This is a genomic window from Granulicella sp. L56 (genome assembly GCF_009765835.1).
In the GTDB taxonomy this organism is placed as follows: Bacteria; Acidobacteriota; Terriglobia; order Terriglobales; family Acidobacteriaceae; genus Edaphobacter.
Window position 1 is genome coordinate 2043613 of the sequence record NZ_LMUS01000006.1, and the last position, 18799, is coordinate 2062411.

21 protein-coding genes, 1 tRNA gene and 1 other RNA gene are annotated in these 18799 nt (G+C 57.8%); 8 read left to right on the plus strand and 15 right to left on the minus strand.

Annotated elements, in window-relative coordinates:
- Nucleotides 1-23: 23 nt before the first annotated feature.
- From GSQ81_RS19735 to add, 3 genes are all read left to right on the plus strand, one after another.
- Nucleotides 24-179, plus strand: coding sequence for a hypothetical protein (locus GSQ81_RS19735; RefSeq protein WP_174237972.1), 156 nt, complete (start codon nt 24-26; stop codon nt 177-179).
- A gap of 162 nt (nt 180-341) precedes the next feature.
- On the plus strand, nt 342-1853 hold the full coding sequence (locus GSQ81_RS16250) for an amino acid permease (RefSeq protein WP_254060311.1): 1512 nt from the start codon (nt 342-344) through the stop codon (nt 1851-1853).
- Between the two features lie 275 nt (nt 1854-2128).
- Nucleotides 2129-3169: an adenosine deaminase gene (gene add, locus GSQ81_RS16255; protein ID WP_158911701.1), complete on the plus strand. Its 1041-nt coding sequence runs from the start codon at nt 2129-2131 to the stop codon at nt 3167-3169.
- A 3-nt stretch (nt 3170-3172) separates the two neighbouring features.
- Here the strand turns inward: add and GSQ81_RS16260 are convergent, their stop codons facing one another.
- The 6 genes from GSQ81_RS16260 to ssrS all read right to left on the minus strand — a co-directional run bounded on the left by GSQ81_RS16260 (nt 3173) and on the right by ssrS (nt 7708).
- Nucleotides 3173-3772 (minus strand): hypothetical protein, encoded by a 600-nt coding sequence (locus GSQ81_RS16260; RefSeq protein WP_254060245.1) that lies wholly within the window; start codon nt 3770-3772, stop codon nt 3173-3175.
- 97 nt (nt 3773-3869) lie between these two features.
- On the minus strand, nt 3870-4544 hold the full coding sequence (locus GSQ81_RS16265) for an O-methyltransferase (RefSeq protein WP_158911702.1): 675 nt from the start codon (nt 4542-4544) through the stop codon (nt 3870-3872).
- Between the two features lie 25 nt (nt 4545-4569).
- Nucleotides 4570-5622, minus strand: coding sequence for a VWA domain-containing protein (locus tag GSQ81_RS16270; RefSeq protein WP_174237973.1), 1053 nt, complete (start codon nt 5620-5622; stop codon nt 4570-4572).
- A gap of 5 nt (nt 5623-5627) precedes the next feature.
- On the minus strand, nt 5628-6737 hold the full coding sequence (locus GSQ81_RS16275) for an RluA family pseudouridine synthase (protein ID WP_158911703.1): 1110 nt from the start codon (nt 6735-6737) through the stop codon (nt 5628-5630).
- A complete protein-coding gene (locus GSQ81_RS16280; protein ID WP_158911704.1) occupies nt 6727-7473 on the minus strand; it encodes a prolipoprotein diacylglyceryl transferase in 747 nt (248 codons plus the stop codon). Before GSQ81_RS16280 ends, GSQ81_RS16275 begins: the two co-directional genes overlap by 11 nt.
- 46 nt (nt 7474-7519) lie before the next feature.
- Nucleotides 7520-7708, minus strand: a non-coding RNA gene (gene ssrS, locus GSQ81_RS16285) — 6S RNA.
- A gap of 183 nt (nt 7709-7891) precedes the next feature.
- Here ssrS and GSQ81_RS16290 point away from each other — a divergent pair.
- Together GSQ81_RS16290 and GSQ81_RS20115 are read left to right on the plus strand one after the other, a co-directional pair.
- Entirely contained in the window at nt 7892-8746 is an 855-nt protein-coding gene (locus GSQ81_RS16290) for a hypothetical protein (RefSeq protein ID WP_158911705.1), read from the plus strand.
- 349 nt (nt 8747-9095) lie between these two features.
- A complete protein-coding gene (locus GSQ81_RS20115) occupies nt 9096-10484 on the plus strand; it encodes a ThuA domain-containing protein (RefSeq protein WP_254060246.1) in 1389 nt (462 codons plus the stop codon).
- A gap of 197 nt (nt 10485-10681) precedes the next feature.
- Here GSQ81_RS20115 and GSQ81_RS16305 read toward each other — a convergent pair whose 3' ends face one another.
- From GSQ81_RS16305 to GSQ81_RS16325, 5 genes are all read right to left on the minus strand, one after another.
- Complete coding sequence (locus GSQ81_RS16305; RefSeq protein WP_158911706.1) at nt 10682-11317, minus strand: FMN-binding negative transcriptional regulator; 636 nt, start codon at nt 11315-11317, stop codon at nt 10682-10684.
- Nucleotides 11318-11353: 36 nt separating this feature from the next.
- The gene (locus tag GSQ81_RS16310) at nt 11354-11704 is read right to left on the minus strand and encodes a cell division protein ZapA (protein WP_158911707.1); all 351 of its coding nucleotides are present in this window, start codon (nt 11702-11704) and stop codon (nt 11354-11356) included.
- Between the two features lie 45 nt (nt 11705-11749).
- Complete coding sequence (locus GSQ81_RS16315; protein WP_158911708.1) at nt 11750-12007, minus strand: hypothetical protein; 258 nt, start codon at nt 12005-12007, stop codon at nt 11750-11752.
- A 122-nt stretch (nt 12008-12129) separates the two neighbouring features.
- Entirely contained in the window at nt 12130-14214 is a 2085-nt protein-coding gene (gene pheT, locus GSQ81_RS16320; protein ID WP_158911709.1) for a phenylalanine--tRNA ligase subunit beta, read from the minus strand.
- A gap of 49 nt (nt 14215-14263) precedes the next feature.
- Nucleotides 14264-14830 (minus strand): pyridoxamine 5'-phosphate oxidase family protein, encoded by a 567-nt coding sequence (locus tag GSQ81_RS16325; protein ID WP_158911710.1) that lies wholly within the window; start codon nt 14828-14830, stop codon nt 14264-14266.
- 173 nt (nt 14831-15003) lie between these two features.
- Here GSQ81_RS16325 and GSQ81_RS16330 point away from each other — a divergent pair, with 173 nt between their 5' ends.
- Both GSQ81_RS16330 and GSQ81_RS16335 read left to right on the plus strand, forming a co-directional pair.
- Entirely contained in the window at nt 15004-15360 is a 357-nt protein-coding gene (locus GSQ81_RS16330) for a phage holin family protein (protein WP_158911711.1), read from the plus strand.
- 72 nt (nt 15361-15432) lie between these two features.
- Nucleotides 15433-15870 carry a universal stress protein gene (locus tag GSQ81_RS16335; protein ID WP_158911712.1) on the plus strand — a complete coding sequence of 146 codons (438 nt, stop codon included), beginning with the start codon at nt 15433-15435 and terminating at the stop codon, nt 15868-15870.
- A 22-nt stretch (nt 15871-15892) separates the two neighbouring features.
- Here the strand turns inward: GSQ81_RS16335 and pheS are convergent, their stop codons facing one another.
- From pheS to GSQ81_RS16350, 3 genes are all read right to left on the minus strand, one after another.
- On the minus strand, nt 15893-17005 hold the full coding sequence (gene pheS, locus GSQ81_RS16340; protein WP_158911713.1) for a phenylalanine--tRNA ligase subunit alpha: 1113 nt from the start codon (nt 17003-17005) through the stop codon (nt 15893-15895).
- 9 nt (nt 17006-17014) lie between these two features.
- On the minus strand, nt 17015-17416 hold the full coding sequence (locus GSQ81_RS20120) for a type II toxin-antitoxin system HicA family toxin (protein WP_158911714.1): 402 nt from the start codon (nt 17414-17416) through the stop codon (nt 17015-17017).
- A gap of 109 nt (nt 17417-17525) precedes the next feature.
- Nucleotides 17526-17612, minus strand: a tRNA-Leu gene (locus GSQ81_RS16350).
- Between the two features lie 172 nt (nt 17613-17784).
- Between GSQ81_RS16350 and GSQ81_RS16355 the strand changes: the two genes are divergently transcribed.
- A complete protein-coding gene (locus GSQ81_RS16355) occupies nt 17785-18057 on the plus strand; it encodes a hypothetical protein (RefSeq protein WP_158911715.1) in 273 nt (90 codons plus the stop codon).
- Nucleotides 18058-18060: 3 nt separating this feature from the next.
- Here the strand turns inward: GSQ81_RS16355 and GSQ81_RS16360 are convergent, their stop codons facing one another.
- Nucleotides 18061-18633: a response regulator gene (locus GSQ81_RS16360; protein ID WP_158911716.1), complete on the minus strand. Its 573-nt coding sequence runs from the start codon at nt 18631-18633 to the stop codon at nt 18061-18063.
- Nucleotides 18634-18799 lie beyond the last annotated feature (166 nt).

An 18799-nucleotide genomic window follows, 5' to 3' on the forward strand; every position in this document is an offset into this window, starting at 1 on the left:
TATAGAAAGATTGGCACCGAATCATGGCAAATACCAAGAGCATCACCGATACCGAAGAGCGCAAGAAGGTAAAGCGCGCAGCACGCAAGAAGGCCGCCCCCAAGGCAAAGCGCACCGGCGCTCGCGGCGAGAACAAGGCCAAGATCAAGAAGGCTTCACGCGGTCAGAGCAAGCGGTAACGGCACGATGCTCTGAGCGGAACCGATAGCGCGGCCTTTGCCGCCGAGGGCTCCGCTCAGGGCAAGTTGCTTCGGACGAGTGTCAAAGCTGCTCCAGATAATTCTGTTTGAGGAGCAATCCCGCTGGCCAGACAGATATTTCGTACCAAATCGATCGACAAGCTGATCTCTGAATCGGAGAGGCCGGAGCACGCGTTGAAGAAGACGCTTGGCCCGGTCTCTTTGACTGCGCTCGGCATCGGCGCTGTGATCGGGTCGGGAATCTTCACTGTCATCGGCGTGGCGATTGGCGGCAACCCCGCTGCACTGGCCTCGTGGTCGGATTCGCCCGTCATCGATCTGCTGCTGCACCACGGAGCCATCGCCGGACGTCCCGGCGCTGGGCCAGCGCTGGCAATTTCGCTGGTGCTGGTGGCAATCGTCTGCGCGCTGACTGGCCTCTGTTACGCCGAACTCGCATCGATGATCCCCATTGCGGGCTCGGCCTACACCTATACCTATGCGACGCTCGGCGAATTGGTGGCGTGGATCATTGGCTGGGACCTGATCCTCGAATATGCCTTCAGCAATATGAGTGTCAGCGTCGGTTTCGCGGCGCATGTGGTCGCGCTGCTGGACTGGATGGGGCTGCGCATCTCGCCCAAATGGCTGTCTCCGGCTTATCTGCCGCTTGGCTTGCAAGATCTTCAGGGTCACGACATCTACACCCCAGGGTGGCATGCAGGCTTCAACATCCCCGCATTTTTGATCGTGCTGCTGCTGACCGTGGTGCTGGTGCGCGGCATCCGCGAGTCGGCCCGGACCAACAACATTATGGTGCTGGTTAAGATCGCGGCGATTCTGCTGTTCGTCTTCTTCGGTCTCAGCTTCATTCACCCGGCCAACTACACGCCGTTCTCGCCCAATGGCTGGAGCGGCATCCTCGCGGGCGGCTCGATCATCTTCTTCACCTATATCGGCTTCGATTCCATCTCCACGGCGAGCGAGGAGTGCAAGAATCCGCGCCGCGACGTTCCCATAGGAATCATCGCAACGCTGATTGTGTGCACCATCCTGTACATCGGCGTGGCCGTAGTGCTGACCGGCCTGGTTCCCTGGCAGTCTGTCGCCGGAGACGGTGCTCCAGTCGTCAACGCGCTGAAGCGGGTCGCCATGACCGCGCCCGGCGGCCACAGGTTGCACTGGGTACGGCTCGCCGTCCTGATTGGCGCACTGGTGGGAATGGTCTCATCCATTCTGGTCTTCCAACTGGGACAGGCTCGGGTCTGGTTTGCGATGTCGCGCGACCGCCTTCTGCCCGACGTCTTCAGCCGGGTTCATCCGAAGTTCCGCACGCCTGCCTTTGCTACCTGGGTCGCGGGAATTCTCGTGGCCATTCCGGCGGGTCTCTTCGACGTAGGCACCTTCGCCGAGATGTCGAACATCGGGACGCTCTTCGCCTTTGTGCTGGTCTCGATCGGCGTGATCGTGTTGCGCGTCCGGCAGCCGGAGCGGCCACGCGGATTTCGTGTGCCCTTTGGGCCGGTCATTCCGGTGTTGTCGGTGTTCTTTTGCATCTTGCTGATGGCGGGGCTGCCGGCGAAGACGTGGATTCGCTTCTTCGTCTGGCTGATTATTGGCTTGGTGGTCTATATCTTTTACAGCCGCAAGCGCAGCGAGTTTTACAAGGGTTAGCGCACGCTGGGCCTTTTCAAAAGCTGTCTTAAGACCGTCGAATCCAAATGTACCGTTGAGCTTTCAGAAAGAAAAGGCAAATACAGGGGTCTCTCCACTACGCTTCGCTTTGGTCGAGATGACGTGCTTTTTATGCACTCCGTAACCAAGGCGAACTTACGTCATCTCGACCGAAGGCGGCGTTTTTGCCGCCGTAGTGGAGAGACCCCTGTATTTCATTTGATCCATCAGGCAGCAGGGCACGCCATCTGTGCATCCGCTCTAAACTAATACGAATGGCTAAACGAACTACAAAGCGAGACGCGGAGATCGATGTGGTCGACTGGCTCCGCAAACTTCCCAAGGCAGAGCTGCATCTGCATCTCGAAGGCACCATCCTGCCGGAGACGCTGGTTGAGTTGAGCCGTCGTCATGACGCCGGGCCTCTCACTCTCGAATCCGCTCGTGAGCTTTATAAGTACGAGAACTTTCTTGGCTTCCTCATGTCCTTCAAGGCCGTCACCGAGCGCCTGCGCGGGCCAGAGGACTACGAACTGATCACCTACAACATGATTCGGGAGCTGGCGGCCCAGGGAGTCATGCACGCCGAGGTGTATATCTCCTTCGGAATCATCTTTTACTGGAAGAAGACCGAGGTCGAGCCTTTCGTCGAGGCCATCGAGCGGGGACGCATCCGCGGCGAGCAGGAGTTCGGCACGACCATTCTCTGGATCATCGACGCTGTTCGTCACTTCGGTGCGGACGAGGCAGCAAAGGTATTTCGCAAGGCGGCGGAGTTGCAGCCGAAGTATCCCAGCATCATCGGCATCGGCATCGGCGGTGATGAGGCCCGTGGCGGAGCCGATCTCTTCCGCGAACTATATGCGGAAGCAAAGCAGGCTGGCCTGCGCCTCACCGCTCATGCAGGAGAATCGGTGGGGCCGGAGAGCATCTGGGCGGCGATCAATATCGGTGCCGAACGCATAGGCCACGCCCTCTCGGCTCAGCACGATCCTGAATTAATGGAAGTGCTGGCGCACAAACAGATTCCGCTGGAGATCAACGTCACCAGCAACATCCGAACCGGCTGTTGTCCCAGCTTTGACGAGCATCCGCTGCGTCAATACTTCGACTCCGGCCTGATGGTCACGCTCAACTCGGACGATCCGCCAATGTTTGGCAGCAATTTATTGGAAGAGTACATTCTGGCCCAGGAGCGCTACGGCTTCACGCTGGAACAGATGCGCGAGCTTGCAGCGAATTCCGTTGAAGCGAGTTTCTTGCCTCCGGAACGAAAGCTGGCGCTTTTGCGGCAGGTTGAGCAGTACGGCTGGTAGAAGTTATCTTCCGTCAGGAGCAGGCACCATCACGGCGTTAGGGTCTACCTTCGGAATACCGAAGTGGCCACTGAGGTGGACGAGGTCGAGCGGGCGCAGATCGCAGGTGATCTGGATAATGCTCATATCGCGCGGAGAGCGCGTGAGCACGACCACGCCACTGATGTTCGGGCCAGAGTTATGCAGCCAGAGGTCGGTGATGGCGCCGCGGGGCTGTGCCGACGACTCTGGCGACTGATTAGCATTGACCAGGTGTTTCCAGCCTGCTGCGTGATAGCTGGCAATGATGCCGCTCATCACCTCGGGTGTGTAAAAGGCAGGCTCCGAGTAGTGGTAGTTGTCGACGGATATACCTGTCAGCGCAGTAGCGGCGCGCTCTGAGCTCATTCCGCCGGACTGCAGCAGTGCCTGCGCCACCTGCATCATGGTGCGGTCGAAGCTGAAAGCAGTGTGGCTGGCGGGCTGATTTGCGAGTTCTGTCCACGCGTTCTGGATTTCCGCAGGCTGCTGTGCCGACGCAGTGGAAGCACCGGTCAGTGACGCACAGGCCACAACAGCGAGCAAGGCAAAGGTGGGCAGCGCAAAGCGCAGACGCATATTCATGGGAGCTCTCCCTGTGTAGTTAGACACGGATGCAACCTTAGAGTTTCCTGCCTGCCGCATAATTTCGCAGCAGGCAAAGCCGAGAAGATGGGCCGTTCTACTCGACGACGACAGCCATGGCGAAGCCGTCATAGCCTTTGCTGCCAACTGTTTGCAGCGCAGTGGCTTGCAGTCGGGGTTCGGACTTCAGCACGTCGAAGAGTTGTCGCGCGCCCAGCACATTCGGGTCTTCACTGGATGCGTCGATGACCTCGCCGTCGCGGATGACGTTGTCGACAAGGATGAGCGTCCCTTTGCGGGAGAGCTTCAAGGACCATGCCAGATAATTCGGAATATTCTTCTTGTCGGCGTCGATGAAGATCAGGTCGAAGGGGCCTTCGCCTTCTTTCACAAGCAACGGCAGCGTATCGAGCGCAGCTCCCTGCCGCACTGTGACCAACTTGTCCAGCCCTGCCCGCGCAATGTTCCTGCGAGCGACCTCGGCATGCTTGGCATCGAATTCGAGCGTTATGAGTCGGCCATCTTCAGGAAGCGCTCTCGCGAGCCACATGGTGCTGTAGCCGCCCAGAGTCCCGATCTCGAGAATTTTGCGCGCTCCTGCGATGCGTGCCAACAGATGCAATAGCTTTCCCTGGTTAGGTGCAACATCGATGGCGGGCAAGCCAGCGGCTACATTGGCTGCCTGCGCCTCTTCAAGAACCGTATCAGCGGGAATCAGTTGATCGGTGATGTACCGGTCAACCTGTTTCCACAACTCTGCGCCTTCAGCCATAGCCTCTCTTCTCCTGGTTCCTGAGTTATTGTGGCGGCTTCGGAGCGAAGTAGCCCTTCTGTGCGCGGACGTGATATCGCGGATCAAGTGCCTGTAGGTAAATCGTCCGGAACGCGCCATCCTGCTTGAAGTCGGCGGGGCGATAGACCAGCGAGTACTGGCTGCGCAGTTCTTGCTCGATGTTGTGGAAGCCGACGGCGACATCCTCGATCTTTGTGGGATAGAAGGCTTGCCCGCCAGTTGCCTCCGAGATGGCCTTCAGCACGTCGTCGCCCTTGTCGCGGCTGGGGCTGACGTTGGTGCTGATGGCGTACACGATGGTATTGGCGCGCTGGCACATCTTGATGGCATCGCTCTCCTGCGCCCGGCTGTAGTTGTCGTCGCCGTCGGAGACAAGAATCAATGCACGTCGCACCGAACCCGGTTCAGGCAGGTTCAGCATCTGGTCGCGGCAGGTCTTGTACAGCGCATCGTAGAGGGCCGTACCGCCGCCGGGGCGCAGCTTGCGAATGCCTTGGTTCAGTTGATCGACGTTGTTGGTGAAGCCCTGCGCTACGTCGGTCGCGATATCGAAGCCCTCGACGAACGCCTTGTCGTTGAGGTGCAGTATCTGAAGCAGGAACTCGATCGCGGAGTCCTGCTCGAACTGGAAGCGCTGGCGGATCGAGCTGCTGGTGTCCAGCATAATGCCGACGCGAAGCGGCAGATTGGTCTGCTGCGTAAAGCCGAGGACCGCCTCCGGTGGACGTCCGTCGTCGAGCAGGCCGAAGTTCTGACGCTGCAGCCCGGTGATGAAGCGACCCTTCTTATCGGTGACGGTAAAGATCAGGTTAACTTCGTTGACCTGGACCTGAATGGTCGTAATCGGCTCTTCCTGCGACGAAGTCTGGCCCTGGGGGGTGGTATTGGGGGTAGACTGCGCTGCCGGTTGATTCGCGAGAGGAGTGGACAGAGGGCTGGGAGGAGTCGCTTTTGTCTGCGCGTGCAAAGGCGCAGCGGCAAATGCAACTGGGAGCAGCAAAGCAAAGGTCAACAGCCCGGGCCTACGATGGGTACGGTTAGATGCAGTCACAAGCATTGATTTTACTCAACTTCCCCAAAGCCCGTCCGAATCTTCTCCAGAAATGCCTGCAACTCCTGGGGCAGGGGAGCGTCTATGTCCATAACCTTCTTGCTTTGAGGGTGGGTAAAGGCCAGATGCGCCGCATGAAGAAAGTTTCGCTCGAGCTCCAGGGCGGTCTCGCCGTCGCCGATGCGGTGCGGCGCGCCATAGAGGTTGTCGCCAACCACGGGATGCCCCAGCGACTGCATATGCACGCGAATCTGGTGCGTCCGCCCGGTCTCGATGCGAACCTCGACCAGCGTAAACTGGCCATAGTCGGACTTGATGCGCTCCACAACCTTTACATGTGAGACAGCCGAGCGCCCATCTGGCCGTCGCGTCGTCATTCGTATGCGGCGAACTAAATCGCGCGCAATCGGCAGGTTGACGGTCGTCTCGTCCTTGGCGACGTGGCCGTGGACCAGCGCGATGTAGGTCTTGGCAATCTCGCGCTGCGAAAACATCTCCCCCAGCTTACGGTGGGTGCTGTCGTCCTTAGCCACCACGATGATGCCGCTGGTCTGCTTGTCCAGCCGGTGCACGATGCCGGGTCGAAGCTCGCCGCCCACGTCCGACAGCTTGGCAAAGTGAAAGAGGAGGGCATTGACCAGCGTCCCGCGATTCCGCGCATCCTCGCTCGCGCCCGAACCCGCATGGACCATCATGCCCGCCGGCTTGTTGATGACGGCAAGGTATTGGTCTTCGTAGAGCACGTCGAGCGGAATGTCCTCGGGAATCGCGTGAAGCGGCGGCGGATGCGGTGCGCCTTCGATCTCGATGGACTCGCCTCCGTGCAGCTTGTGCTTCGGCTTGGCGGTCTGGCCATCGACGCGTACCTGGCCGTTTTCAATCAGCATCTGCACCCGCGCCCGGCTGATGTCCGGGATCGCCTGCGCCAGATACTGGTCGAGCCGCAGTCCGGCAGCCGCTACGTCGGCAGCAAAGGTGCGAATTCCATCTTCCGTCTCATCTTCAATATCGAGCACTGGAACAGGTAGGGGTTCAGTCTCTTCGACGCCGCGCGTGGCGCGGTATTCCGCCATGACGGAGCGGCGGCGCTGGCCCTTGGGCAACATATTTTTAGACGGCATCGAACACCAGCTTTCGTGGTCGCAGCCAGATAATTCCAGCCGCAACGATCATTCCTATGGCAACCCACTGAATTGGATCGAGAAGATTGCCGAGTAGCTCGGCAGACGGGTCGGGCTGACGCAGAAAAGTCAGCAGAAACTGTGCAACCCCACCGGCAGCCAGCGCAAAAGCAGCCGTATCGCCGCGCCTTTGCCGCCGTCCGAGATGGAGCAAAAGCGCCACCGTCAGCAACACCGCCACAATCGCAGCATACAGGGCTACGGGATGGAGCGGAATTCCTCCCGCGATCATCGGCCTGCCCCATGGCAGCGCGGTTACCAGCCCCGGGTCGCTGCCTTCGGCAAAATGCCCCAGCGCAAGAAACGCCCAGATCAGTGTCGCGCAGGGGGACCACGCATCCAGCGTCGCCATCAGAGGAAGCCGCCGCACTCGCAGGTACAGCACTGTGACAATCCCCGTCAGCAGAAGCCCCAGAGGAGTCAGCGATGGGACCGCTAGCAGCAGGATGGGATAGGTCAAAAAAGCGTGCAGGTACATCACCACCAGAAGCACCCGCGAAAGCACGAACGCCGAAAGCAGCACAAACAGCCCCGCATTCCAGAGCCGGTCGGGACTAAGCCCTGCAATGGCTGCCGTGCGCAAGCTAAGCGCCAGTGCGGCCATAAGTCCCACGGCGGCAAGGACGCCGAAGGTAGGGAGAGTAATGTGGCCGAAGTGGAGAAGGGTGGGATGCACGTCTGAAATTCAGGCAAGGGAAGATTGCCAGTAATAATTAAAAGAAGACCGACCCGCTGGGCCGTGCGACGAAGCGCTGGTGAACCCGTCCTAAGACGGCGGGACCCTGCCGTGGCTCTTTAGGCATTCCGGACTGGCGGACGTTGCACACCGAGCCATGTATACGAGTCAAGACCCCTGTTCAATGAATGTTGGTTCAACCAGCGTAGATCGCGCACCTGCTTCGCAGGCCGGTTTCTAGGTTGGATGCTAAACGCGGCGGCGTGGATTAGCAAGTTGACAACACGGCGTAGCATAGATGCGCATTCCGCTGCGTCTCTTCTTCGCGGTGAGTTGTCGAAAAACTTTCATACAAATCAATCCCATTCATGAACCTTGATTGCCTATGATGGGTGTGCGTCAAGATGTGCGATTCGCCATGACCTCTAAAGCTTTATCCACGGCCATTTCGCTGGTTGCATTGATTGGGCTTTCGTCCGCGCTGTGTGCGCAGCAGCCGAAGGCGCCCACGCTGGAAGAGATTCTGCAACGGCTGGAAGCTAATCTGAACCACTACGACGCCGGTGTCCCGAGCTTCTTCTGCAATGAGCATGTCATCTCGGAGGTGAAACATGACCTACGGAACGAACATGACCCGCGGAACGAGGATACAGTCATCGACTCCGTCTTCCGCCTCAAGCGCACCCCCAGCCCCAACCATACAACAACTCTTGTAGAGTCACGCGAGATCAAGACCGTTGACGGCAAGCCAGCGACTTCACAGGATATGGACGGCCCCACCATGCTTCGTGGATGGTTCGAAGGAGGCCTCGCCCTCGTCTCGTCCAGCCAGACAGCCTGTATGAACTACACATTGCAGGGGACCAAGAAGAACCACCCGGCCGACCCTTATATTGTTCGCTTCGCCACCGTTCTCACTCCCCAGAACACCGCCGACTGTCTTTTACAGGAAGATAGTAAGGGCCGAGTCTTTATCGATCCTGCATCCATGCAGATCACGCACCTGGAACTCACCACACCGCATCACACCATCATCGAGGGAGACTCATACAGGTCACCCGTTATAGGTAAGCGGGAGCTCACCATAGACTATGCGCCTGTCCAACTCGACGGCCAGACCTTCTGGATGCCTTCCACGATCACCTTGCATGCCATCAGCGGCTCCGGATCCTTCCACATGATCGTCTGGTCGTTCCGGGCTACCTATCGCAACTACCACAAGCTTGAAGTCAAATCGCGTATTCTTCCCGGCTTCGAGAGACCTGCGCACTGACTTGGCGCCATCAATTCTAACGATGACACTGCATGTGCTTTGAGCAAGAACTAATCGTGATCGAACTGCCTGAAATGTTGGCTGTTCGGACATCACTTCCGTTTGGCGATAACAGAGCAATGCACGTTTCCAAGGATGGATTCTTCTCGAATCACGCATTGGCGATTTATCACTCGTCGTTCTTCACCGAAATACCTGCTGCCTCGTGTTGGACGGAGATCTTCTCCTAATCGCCAAAACCGTCCAAGCATTTTTGACCTGACTCGACGATCACATTCGATATAGACTCATTCCGACGAATTTTATGAGACATAGATTAATCGCAACAACTTGTATCTCGACTGGCGCTGTGCTGCTCGCATTCGGTATCACGGGCTTACGAGCGCAGGGACCGAGCGGTGGCCGAACAGCTCAGGCGCTATTTGCTGCCCTCGACACCCATCAGGATGGAACGCTGACACGGCCCGAACTGGAGTCTGGCTTCAGCTCCTGGTTTACAGCCTGGGACAACACAAAGAGCGGAACTCTCACCCAGTCTCAGATTTTGGCTGGAATCAGCAAGTTGCTGCCGGCGCCGCCCGCCGTGAAACCCGGGCAAGCCAACACTTTCAATCCGGCCGGTAACTCGACGCCGATCCCGGTATCGCAAGCTGCTGTGGACGCCATGATGGCAGCTTTACCGACTATCCCTGGTAGCAAGCCGATACACGAACGCAGAGTGCTGGTGCTGGCCCATACGGGCGCGGGAGGGTTCGTGCATGCCTCCATCCCGCTGGCTGCGAAGACGGTAGAAGCACTGGGGAACCAGGGCGGTTTATGGACCACAACCGTCACTTACGACGCTGCGGATATCAATACCGATAATCTCAAGAAATACGACGCCATTTTCCTGGACAGCACCACTGCGTGTTTTCTTGACGATCCGAATCCCACCGTGACGGCCGCGCGGCGAGCGGCATTCCTGGATTTCGTGAGAGGTGGAAAGGGCGTTGCCGGGATACACGCGGCGACAGACTCGTATCACACCGATTGCCTGGCAAGCGAGGCTGCTGCAAAGAATGACAGTCCCGGACGGAATCTAGGGGCGTTGGTTTTAGCATCCCGACTCGTCACAGCAGCCGACAAGGATAACGACGAAACCGTCAGCCGGCAGGAGTGGGCCGCACTTGCCGATAATTGGTTCCAGAAGTTGGATACCGGCAATACGGGTAAGATCACCCGCGCCGATTTCGTGGCGCATTTCAATTCATTGTTACCCCCACCGGACATGCGTAGTCTGCACCTGGAATCGAAGCCTGTACAGCAATGGCCGGAGTTCAACAAGCTGATTGGCGGCTACTTCAAATTTCACTGGCCCGATCCGCAACTGATTACTGTCAAGATCGATGACCCGAACAGTCCTTTGACAGCCATGTTCCATGGCAAGGAGTTCGAGATCCATGACGAGACATATACCTTCGAGCAGGATTCGTTCTCGCGGAAAAACGTCCATGTATTGACGAGTATTGACTACGGCAAGATGAGCGCTGCAGATAAAGCAAAGGAAGTGAATCCGCGAACCGATGGCGATTATGCCTTGAGCTATATTCGCCGCGAGGGCAAGGGACGAGTTTTCTACGAAGGGCACGGCCACAGTGATCGGGTGTACTCCATGACGCCGATGCTGGAACACATTCGAGCTGGGATTCAATACGCGCTTGGCGACCTAAAAGCAGATGACAGCCCCTCAATGAAATAAGCAGTCGGCTGAAAATAACCAGGCAAGAATGTACTGCACTTTACTCTGAAGTACGTTCGGAATTGTTATTTGCGGAAATTTCGCCAAATCTCGATTGACGAGAACAGGCCAATGTACTCCTCGAGCAAAGGTGAGATCTGGGTCGATTTCCATTGGGCTGGCGGGGCCGGTCAAATTATGGTTCAAATGACATAAATTTATTTTTGCTTGGTAGCCACGAGAGCTTTCATCGCGAGGCTCTCAGGCGTTTCCAGCTCCTCGAGTCCCTCGATAATCCCAGCGCGGTCGCGTTCCGACCGGTTCTGGCTGGCCTTCCATTTGCCCTCGATGCGCTCGATGGGCAGCTCCAGTCCGACGATCCCTTTCAACAACGACTCAACATAGTCAGCAGGCGCATCGCTGACCTGCCATGGAGTTGGGAATGTAGATTCATGGACCGTAGTTAGCGCGTTGAGATGCTCGAGGAGCCACGCAGGGTCTTCAATCACCTTTAGATGTCCATAAACATGGACGACGGCATAGTTCCACGTCGGCACAACTTTGCCAGTCTCTTCCTTCTCCGCGTACCACGATGGAGTGATGTAATGCTCCGGGCCGGAGAAGATGGCCAAAGCCTCGACCGCAGGCTGGAAGTCGCGCCACTGCTTGTTTGCGCGGGAGAGATGCCCCTTCAACAGTCCGTGCGTCCCCAATTTGCGTTCGAGCACCATCGGAAGATGCGACGCGAAGAGGCCGGAGGAAGTCATCGTGACCAGCGATGCCAGCGGATGCGACTCAATCAGATCGTGCAGCACTTCGAGCCGGTTCTCTTCGTTGGCCTTGGGGATATACACGCAGGCTCCTCTTTTGCCGAGGCAGTGGGCAGGAAACTAGCCGGCCTTGCGCTCTTCCAGAACTTCGTCCAGCAGCCCCGCCAGCGATCCCGCGCGCGAACGCATCGAGACCTGCGACTGCGACAGGCTTCCGGCGAGTACGTCCTGGCGCTGCCGCGCGGTGCACAGCTCGTCTGCGATGTTCAGCGCTGCCAGCACCGCGACGCGCAGGCTATCGACCGTGCCGCCATGCGCCGAGACCGCGCGCATCTTGGCATCGACCATATGAGCGAGCTGCTCGATATAGGCCGGGTCCGTCCCACGCAGGTTATAGATCTGGTCGTAGATCTCGACGGCGATGGACTGGCTTTCGGCCTGCTGTTCCGGGACTTCGACTGTCTGCTCCATCGCTGCTCCTTGTCAAATTCGGTTAGAGGAGTTCATCAAATTGAGTTAGAGGAGTTCGTCCATCTGTTGCAGCATCTTCTCGACCCGCTGGCGCACTGTATCGCGTTCCTTGGTCAGCGTGTTGAGCTGCGACTCGACGGCAATCTGGGCAGTGAGCTGGGATTCAAGCTGTTCATTCAGGGATGCAACCTGGGCTTCGGCAGCAGCGCGGGCCTCGCGCTCCCGCTTGACGATCTCGACGGCACGAAGGACTTTTTGCTCAAGCGCCTGAAACTCATCGACGCTGATAGTAGATGTACTCATATTCTTAAAGTATAGACGGCAGCAGCGTGGATTTTGTTGGGGAAATCCTGTGTGGAATCTATGTGGATGCCTGCCGCTTTCACTGCAAACACTTGCAGCAGACAATGGAAAATACTTCGACTCTAAAGCCCCGGAGCGCGAATCGTCCCGCCCAGCTTGGTCAGCGCTGCGATGATATCGCTCCACCACGTCGTCAACTCGTCCTCCCGCAGCGTGCGCTCGTTCGACTGAAACACGCACTTCAGCAGGATCGCGTAGTAATCCGGTGGCACTGACTTACCCTTCGCATCGCGAAAGATCTCGGTCGGAGCGAGTTTTTGCAACTCAGGAATCCCCAGCGCGCGAATCGCTGCGGCAATCGTCTGCCACTGCATCGAGTCAGGAAAGGTGAACGAAAAGTCGCGCTCGACCGCTTGAAACCGCGAGATCTCACGCGCCGTTACCTGGCGCAAGGGAATCGCATACAGCTTGTCGAGGTCAATCTGCGCCAGATAAACCGGCTGTCGCAGCTTGCGCCGGGCTGTCTCTGAAGCGGACAACTCACCAAACTGAGCGATGGGTTCGCCATTCAATAGGGCTGTGGCACTCCGTCCTGCCTGCAACCAAACCGGAGCATCGGCCGTAAAAGCAACCTCGCCACCGGCAAACAGCAAGAGCAGCGACTCGATCACGCCCTTCAGCTCAAACACCGGCGCATCCGCCGCTGCGTGCAGCGAAGTCGCCGCCACCGCTCCCGTCAGCCCCAGCGAAAGCGAAGCCGACTCTACGACCTCATCTGTTCCGCTAGTAAAGATCGCGCCCTGCTCAAACAACCTCACCGTTGGCACATCGCGGTTTAGATTGTGCGCCAGCATGGTCAACATCCCCGGCACCAGCGAAGGCCGCAGCAGCGCTGCCTCCTCCGACAAGGGATTTTCCATCGCGACCGTCCCCTTGCCTGGTGCGCCAAATAAATCGCTATCTGCCCGCGAGGCAAACGTGCTCGAGATTGATTCGCTGAATCCCAGCGCCAACAGCCGCTCGCTCACCGCAGCCTCAGCGGCGGCCACAGGATGAGCAATGACAATGCCCGGAGTCGGCAGCGTATTGGCAAATCCGTTATAGCCATAAACCCGCGCCACCTCTTCGATCAGGTCGATCTCGCGCTCCAGATCGAGCCGCCAGCTTGGCAGCTTCGCCGCGAACGCATCTTCAGAGGTCGCCGTCAGCTCACAGCCCAACGCCGCCAGATACCGTGCCACAATCTCCTTCGTGATTCCCTCAGGGGCAATCGTCGTTCCGAGATGCCGCTGCACCTGCTTCACCGAAAGCGCAATCGGCGCACGATCAGCCGTCTTCGCCGCAGCCGCCGGAATTACTACATCTACCAGCCCGCCCTCGACCTGGCCTCCGCTCTCGAGAATCAGCCGCGAGACCAGCGCATTCGCCACCGGAGCAGCGTTGAAGTCCGCGCCACGCTCAAAGCGGTGCGAGGCGTCCGTGTGCAGCATATGCCGCCGCGAGCTGCGCCGAATACTCGCCGGATCGAACCACGCCGCCTCCACCAGAATATTCTTCGTCTCGTGCGTAATCATGGAGTCCCAGCCGCCCATCACGCCTGCCAGTGCCAGCGCCTTCTTCTCATCGGCCACGACCAGATCGTCGGTCTCGAGCGTCCGCTCGGTCCCATCCAGCAGCCGCAGCTTCTCGCCCTTGCGCGCCAGCCGCACCACGATGCCGCCTTCGATCTTGTCCAGATCGAAAGCATGCGTGGGATGCCCCATCCCCATCAGTACAAAGTTGCTCGCGTCCACCGCATTCGAGATCTGCTTCTGCCCCAGCAGGCCAAAGTATTCGGCAATGCGCCCCGTACTTGGAGCAATCGTCACATTGCGCAACACCCGCGCCGTAAACCGCCCGCAGAACTCCGGCGCCTCAATCCGTACCGGAAAAGCCTTCGCTCCTGCCACCGTTGCAGGCAACGTCTCATCCAGCGAAGTCAGCGGCAGGTTATAGATCGTCGCCGCCTCCCGCGCAATGCCGTAGTGATTCATCGCATCGACGCGGTTGGTCGTAATGTCCATCTCGAACAGGTGGCCATTGCCTTCGCCAAGGTCGTGTACGCCTTCCACGGCGATGCCGCGAAGCGTCAAGTCATCGGCCAATTGCCGGTCAGAGACGGAAAGTGAGGGCAGGTAAGCGCGGAGCCAGCTTGTAAGAATCTTCATGGTGGACGCTCTCTAGTCTAAATGTTGAGCCGTCCCTGCCCTATCCGGACTACCGGGAAGGTGTCTCCTCAAACAGCCCGGTCGGAAACCCGTCAATGCTGCGCTCATTTTTCAGGTGCCGGTATTCCTCCAGCCCCTTTTCCCCTTTGGCCTCGGCCCAGCGAATGAGCTGGTCGCGCTCTCCCACGTAGTCGTACAGTGGCACTCCAAAGCCGCATGAGGTCTGCACCAGATCGACATCGAGGTGGACCATCTGCCGCGCCCCCGGCGGTTCCACGCCTCCAAACTCCGAGGCAAGCAGGTGAGCATATTCAGAGCCATGCTGCGGCAGAATGCGTCCCCGTCCATAGAGGCGAAGAATCAGCGGCGGCCCCTCAAACGCGCAGAACATCAGTGTCAGGCGGCCATCGGCGAGCAGGTGGGCGGCAGTCTCATTGCCGCTGCCGGTGCGGTCCAGATAGACCACCGTATTGGCCGTCAACACGCGAAAAGCCGCGCCATCCCGTGGCGAGACGTTGACATGGCCCTCGGCGGCAGCCGAGGCATTGAAGAAGATCCGCTGCTTTTCGATGAACTCGCGGTGGAGCGGTTCGATCCGCTCAAACTGTTTGCCCACAGTGGTAACCTCCGCAGAGTAATGTGCTGCCTAAAGTTTAGACATTCTGAGAAGTCAGCGCGACTCATCAAACCGCACATCGTTTAAAGAAGATAAGGTATGCTTTTTCTGTCTGCAGGCTCGACCGGAGAGTTGAGAACTCAACTCCAAGGCTGAAAAGAGGAAACCCGATTATGCTCCGACTGCTTCTGCACTGGATATTAAATGCTGTTGCTCTGCTGCTCGTCTCGCACTTCGTCGAGGGCTTTCATATCAGCGGCCTTATCTCTGCACTCATTGCGGTCGTCGTCATCGGCCTCTTCAACGCGACACTGGGACTTTTTCTCAAGATCATTACCCTGCCGCTGGGCATCCTCACCTTCGGCATCTTCTTCCTGGTCATCAACGCGGTGATTCTCTGGTTCTCCAGCAAATTTGTACCAGGCTTTGCCGTGACCACCTTCAGCGAGGCATTTTGGGGCGCGCTTGTGCTGGCCGTGCTGCACCTGCTCTTCGGCTTCATCGGCCTTTCAAAGAAGAAGCACTCGTAGCGTATAAAAAACGTCCGCCTCGAAGACTGAAGCATAACAAGCTAGTAGGTCTGCAAGCTGGGGAGAGATGCAATGTTCAAGAAGATTGCAGTTGCATTCGACGAATCGCCGGAAGCGGAACACGCCTTTCGTTCGGCACTCGATCTGGCCAAACTTGTCGCCGGAGAGATCTATCTCATCACTGTCATCGAGAACCAGCCCGCTTATATGAGTTATGTGTCTGCCGTCGCCCCCGAGGTTCCGCTACTGCTCAAGAATCAGAAGCGAGCCTTCTATGAGGACCTGCACAACAAAGCCCGAGCCACAGCAGAGCAGGATGGAATTAGCCTACGTTCCGAGCTGATTGAAGGAAACGAGATCGACGCTCTGCTTCAGGGGATCGATCGGCTATTGCCCGAGCTTCTGGTCGTCGGCCTTCGCCGCGAGCCGGGAGGATTCAGCCGCTATCTGGGCGGAACGGCCCACCAGTTAGCATTGCACGCAAAATGCGATGTGCTGGGAGTTCGCTAGAGGAGTTTCGGCTTATTTTTCTTTATGCGAACTGCTCGAGAAATCGCATATCGCCTGAATAAAACTGCCCGATATCCGAGATGCCATGTTGAATCATGGCGATCCGCTCAACGCCCATGCCAAAGGCAAAGCCGGTGATGCGGTCAGGATTATAGGCATCGTCGTCGAGGCCGAGCTTGCGGCGCTCATCGGTGACCGCGGAAAAAACAGCAGGGTCGACCATTCCGCAGCCCAGCAGCTCAATCCAGCCTGAGTGCTTGCACTTGCGGCAGCCCTTGCCTCCGCAGAAGATGCACGAGATCTGCACATCAGCCGATGGCTCCGTGAAAGGGAAGAAGCTGGGAAAGAACCGCGTCTTGACGTTCGAGCCGAAGAGCGCCTTCATCGCATGATCGAGCGTCCCCTTCAGGTCGGAGAAGGTGATGTTCGTATCCACGCAAAGCCCCTCTACCTGGTGGAAGATCGGCGAGTGCGTCGCGTCGGCGGCGTCGTTACGGTGTACCTTGCCCGGAATGACGATGCGGATTGGCGGGGCCTGCGCCACCATCGTCCGTATCTGCACGGGCGAGGTATGCGTGCGCATCAACAGACGGTCGCGGCTCGCCTTCGAGCCTTGGTTCGCAATCTGAAGCGTGTCCTGCGTATCGCGTGCCGGATGGTTCTGCGGAAAGTTCAGCGCTTCGAAGTTATAAAAATCGCTCTCCACCTGCGGCCCAAGATTGGTCGAGTAGCCAAGATGATGGAAGACACGAACAACCTCCTCCATCGTCTGCAACAGCGGATGAGCGATCCCCGGCTGCCGGACCGTTCCCGGCAGGGTAATGTCAATTCCGCGCACCGCCGCTGCACCAGTCGTAGCCGGAACCTCAAGCGCCACCTCGATCTTTTGTTTGAGCAGGTTGAACCGGATACCCAGCGGCTTGCGAGCCTCCGCCGGAGCGGACTTGAGCCACGCCTCGCTGATGAGTTTTAGCCGACCTTGCTTCCTGCCCAGCCAATGCAGCCGGAAGGCCTCCTGCGCTGCGGGGGTGTCAAGAGACGAGGCTCCACTGCGGATCTCTTCGGCAACGGTCATAAAAGCCTGGTCGAGCGCGGCCTCATCGTAAGTCGCTAGCTGGGGGATAGTTTCGTTCATATCTAATTTCTAAGCGGAGATGGGCATTCTTGTAACGCGGGTGGTCGGTTCAGGGATGGGATCGCCATCGGCTTTGAGCCCTTCGATATGAAAGACGATGCCTTCGCGGATCAGTTCCTCGGTAGCTTCGTACGTTGGGCCAGCGACGCCGAGGCCGGGCAGGTCGGGGACATAGGCGCTCCAGCCGGTAGATGTCTTCTCGAAGATAACGGCGTAATCTTTCATTTTTTGTAAACCTGCCTGCTTCAGAATGCTTTTGCATGTTCCCTCAGCCATTTCTTCTGAGGGATGACCTGCGATGGTGACCTTGCCCGGCTTCACGGGATGCATGAACTGACGATGGCTTCCTCGCTGTGCCGTCTGATACCAACCATCCTCATGGATGAGGCGTAGAACATCCCGTGTCTTCATCTTAGAAGAAAAATACCTCGTCTCATACTATCTTCGACTTCATCGACGTAACTCCAAAGCGCCAGCACAACAAAATGAGCACCCCGAAAGGTGCTCATTCTTATATCCTTGGTGCCGAAGGGGGGACTCGAACCCCCACACCCTTGCGAGTACATGGACCTGAACCATGCGCGTCTGCCAATTCCGCCACTACGGCCCGGTGTAAACGTTCCAGCCAGAACCGGAACTGCTAAACCGCGAGTATTCAGTTTTACAAACGTAAGCGCCGCTGTCAATTCCACGGGGGCGTGAGAGACCGATTCCGCTATCTGGCATCTCATTACCTACGAAGCGATACCCTACGAAACGGCGAAGCAGGACTCTTAATCATGACCGATCAAAGCTCGCGGCCCGACCCGCACTCCCAGGATGACAGCAGCGCGGCCCAGATCCCCGAAGATCTCGCCGTTGAGATGCGTAAGCTCGCCCACGACCTGAGCAACGCTCTTGAGATCATCGTGCAGACAAGCTACCTGCTCAGCACCACCGAGATGAAGGAGCCCGCCTCCGACTGGCTGCGCATGTTGGACGGCGGCGTCCAGAAGGCGCTCGACCTCAACATCGCCCTGCGCAATTACATCAAAACCCACAGCCCCAGCTAGGGCTTAGTTTTTCTTCGAGACCTTCTTGGCCGCTTTCTTTGCGGAAGTCTTCTTCGCAGCCACTTTTTTGGCTGGAGCCTTCTTTGCCGGGAGCTTCCTGGCAACTACAGCTTTCTTCACGGGAGCTTTCTTCGCAGCCACTTTGGCAGCACTTTTTGCCGGAGCCTTCTTCGCCGCAGCCTTCCGTCCATTTGTCTCTTTGGACAGCTTGGCTTCGTGCGAAATCAGCAGTTTTTCAAGCTGTTCCAGAAGAACGCGCGTATGCATTGGCTTTACCAGCATCTTGTCCGCGCCCATCTCCTGCCAGTCTTCGTCTGCTGCCGGAAACGCCGTCAGCAGCGCCACGGCTGGCTGATATACCGCCTCCCGCGCTGCTTTGATGACCTCTAATCCGGAAGCCTCGCTCTCCATCCGCATGTCTGTAATGACCATCTGGTACTCATGCGTATGCAGCTTCGATCGGCCTTCCTTCGCCGAAGCCGCCGTATCCACTTCAAATCCGCTGATCTCCAGCACCGCCTTCAAAGTCAGCAGCACAGCAACTTCATCATCGACCAGCAAAATGCGACGTTTCATCGGTTTCCTTTCAACATCGGAGCATACACACAGTATCCGTTATTTTGCCCTCAAAGCAAGCCAGCGCGACCCGTCTGGGGATACGGCCGAACCGTGGCAACAGAAGTGCTATACTTCACGTTGCGACGCAACCTTTAATACCTAAGGTGCGCCTAACCCTATACAA

Coding starts and splice junctions, on each gene's coding strand:
- GSQ81_RS19735 (WP_174237972.1), top strand. CDS start 24: ATGGCAAATACCAAGAGCATCACCGATACCGAAGAGCGCAAGAAGGTA.
- add (WP_158911701.1), top strand. CDS start 2,129: ATGGCTAAACGAACTACAAAGCGAGACGCGGAGATCGATGTGGTCGAC.
- GSQ81_RS16260 (WP_254060245.1), bottom strand. CDS start 3,772: ATGAATATGCGTCTGCGCTTTGCGCTGCCCACCTTTGCCTTGCTCGCT.
- GSQ81_RS16265 (WP_158911702.1), bottom strand. CDS start 4,544: ATGGCTGAAGGCGCAGAGTTGTGGAAACAGGTTGACCGGTACATCACC.
- GSQ81_RS16270 (WP_174237973.1), bottom strand. CDS start 5,622: ATGCTTGTGACTGCATCTAACCGTACCCATCGTAGGCCCGGGCTGTTG.
- GSQ81_RS16275 (WP_158911703.1), bottom strand. CDS start 6,737: ATGCCGTCTAAAAATATGTTGCCCAAGGGCCAGCGCCGCCGCTCCGTC.
- GSQ81_RS16290 (WP_158911705.1), top strand. CDS start 7,892: ATGACCTCTAAAGCTTTATCCACGGCCATTTCGCTGGTTGCATTGATT.
- GSQ81_RS16310 (WP_158911707.1), bottom strand. CDS start 11,704: ATGGAGCAGACAGTCGAAGTCCCGGAACAGCAGGCCGAAAGCCAGTCC.
- GSQ81_RS16315 (WP_158911708.1), bottom strand. CDS start 12,007: ATGAGTACATCTACTATCAGCGTCGATGAGTTTCAGGCGCTTGAGCAA.
- pheT (WP_158911709.1), bottom strand. CDS start 14,214: ATGAAGATTCTTACAAGCTGGCTCCGCGCTTACCTGCCCTCACTTTCC.
- GSQ81_RS16330 (WP_158911711.1), top strand. CDS start 15,004: ATGCTCCGACTGCTTCTGCACTGGATATTAAATGCTGTTGCTCTGCTG.
- GSQ81_RS16335 (WP_158911712.1), top strand. CDS start 15,433: ATGTTCAAGAAGATTGCAGTTGCATTCGACGAATCGCCGGAAGCGGAA.
- pheS (WP_158911713.1), bottom strand. CDS start 17,005: ATGAACGAAACTATCCCCCAGCTAGCGACTTACGATGAGGCCGCGCTC.
- GSQ81_RS20120 (WP_158911714.1), bottom strand. CDS start 17,416: ATGAAGACACGGGATGTTCTACGCCTCATCCATGAGGATGGTTGGTAT.
- GSQ81_RS16355 (WP_158911715.1), top strand. CDS start 17,785: ATGACCGATCAAAGCTCGCGGCCCGACCCGCACTCCCAGGATGACAGC.
- GSQ81_RS16360 (WP_158911716.1), bottom strand. CDS start 18,633: ATGAAACGTCGCATTTTGCTGGTCGATGATGAAGTTGCTGTGCTGCTG.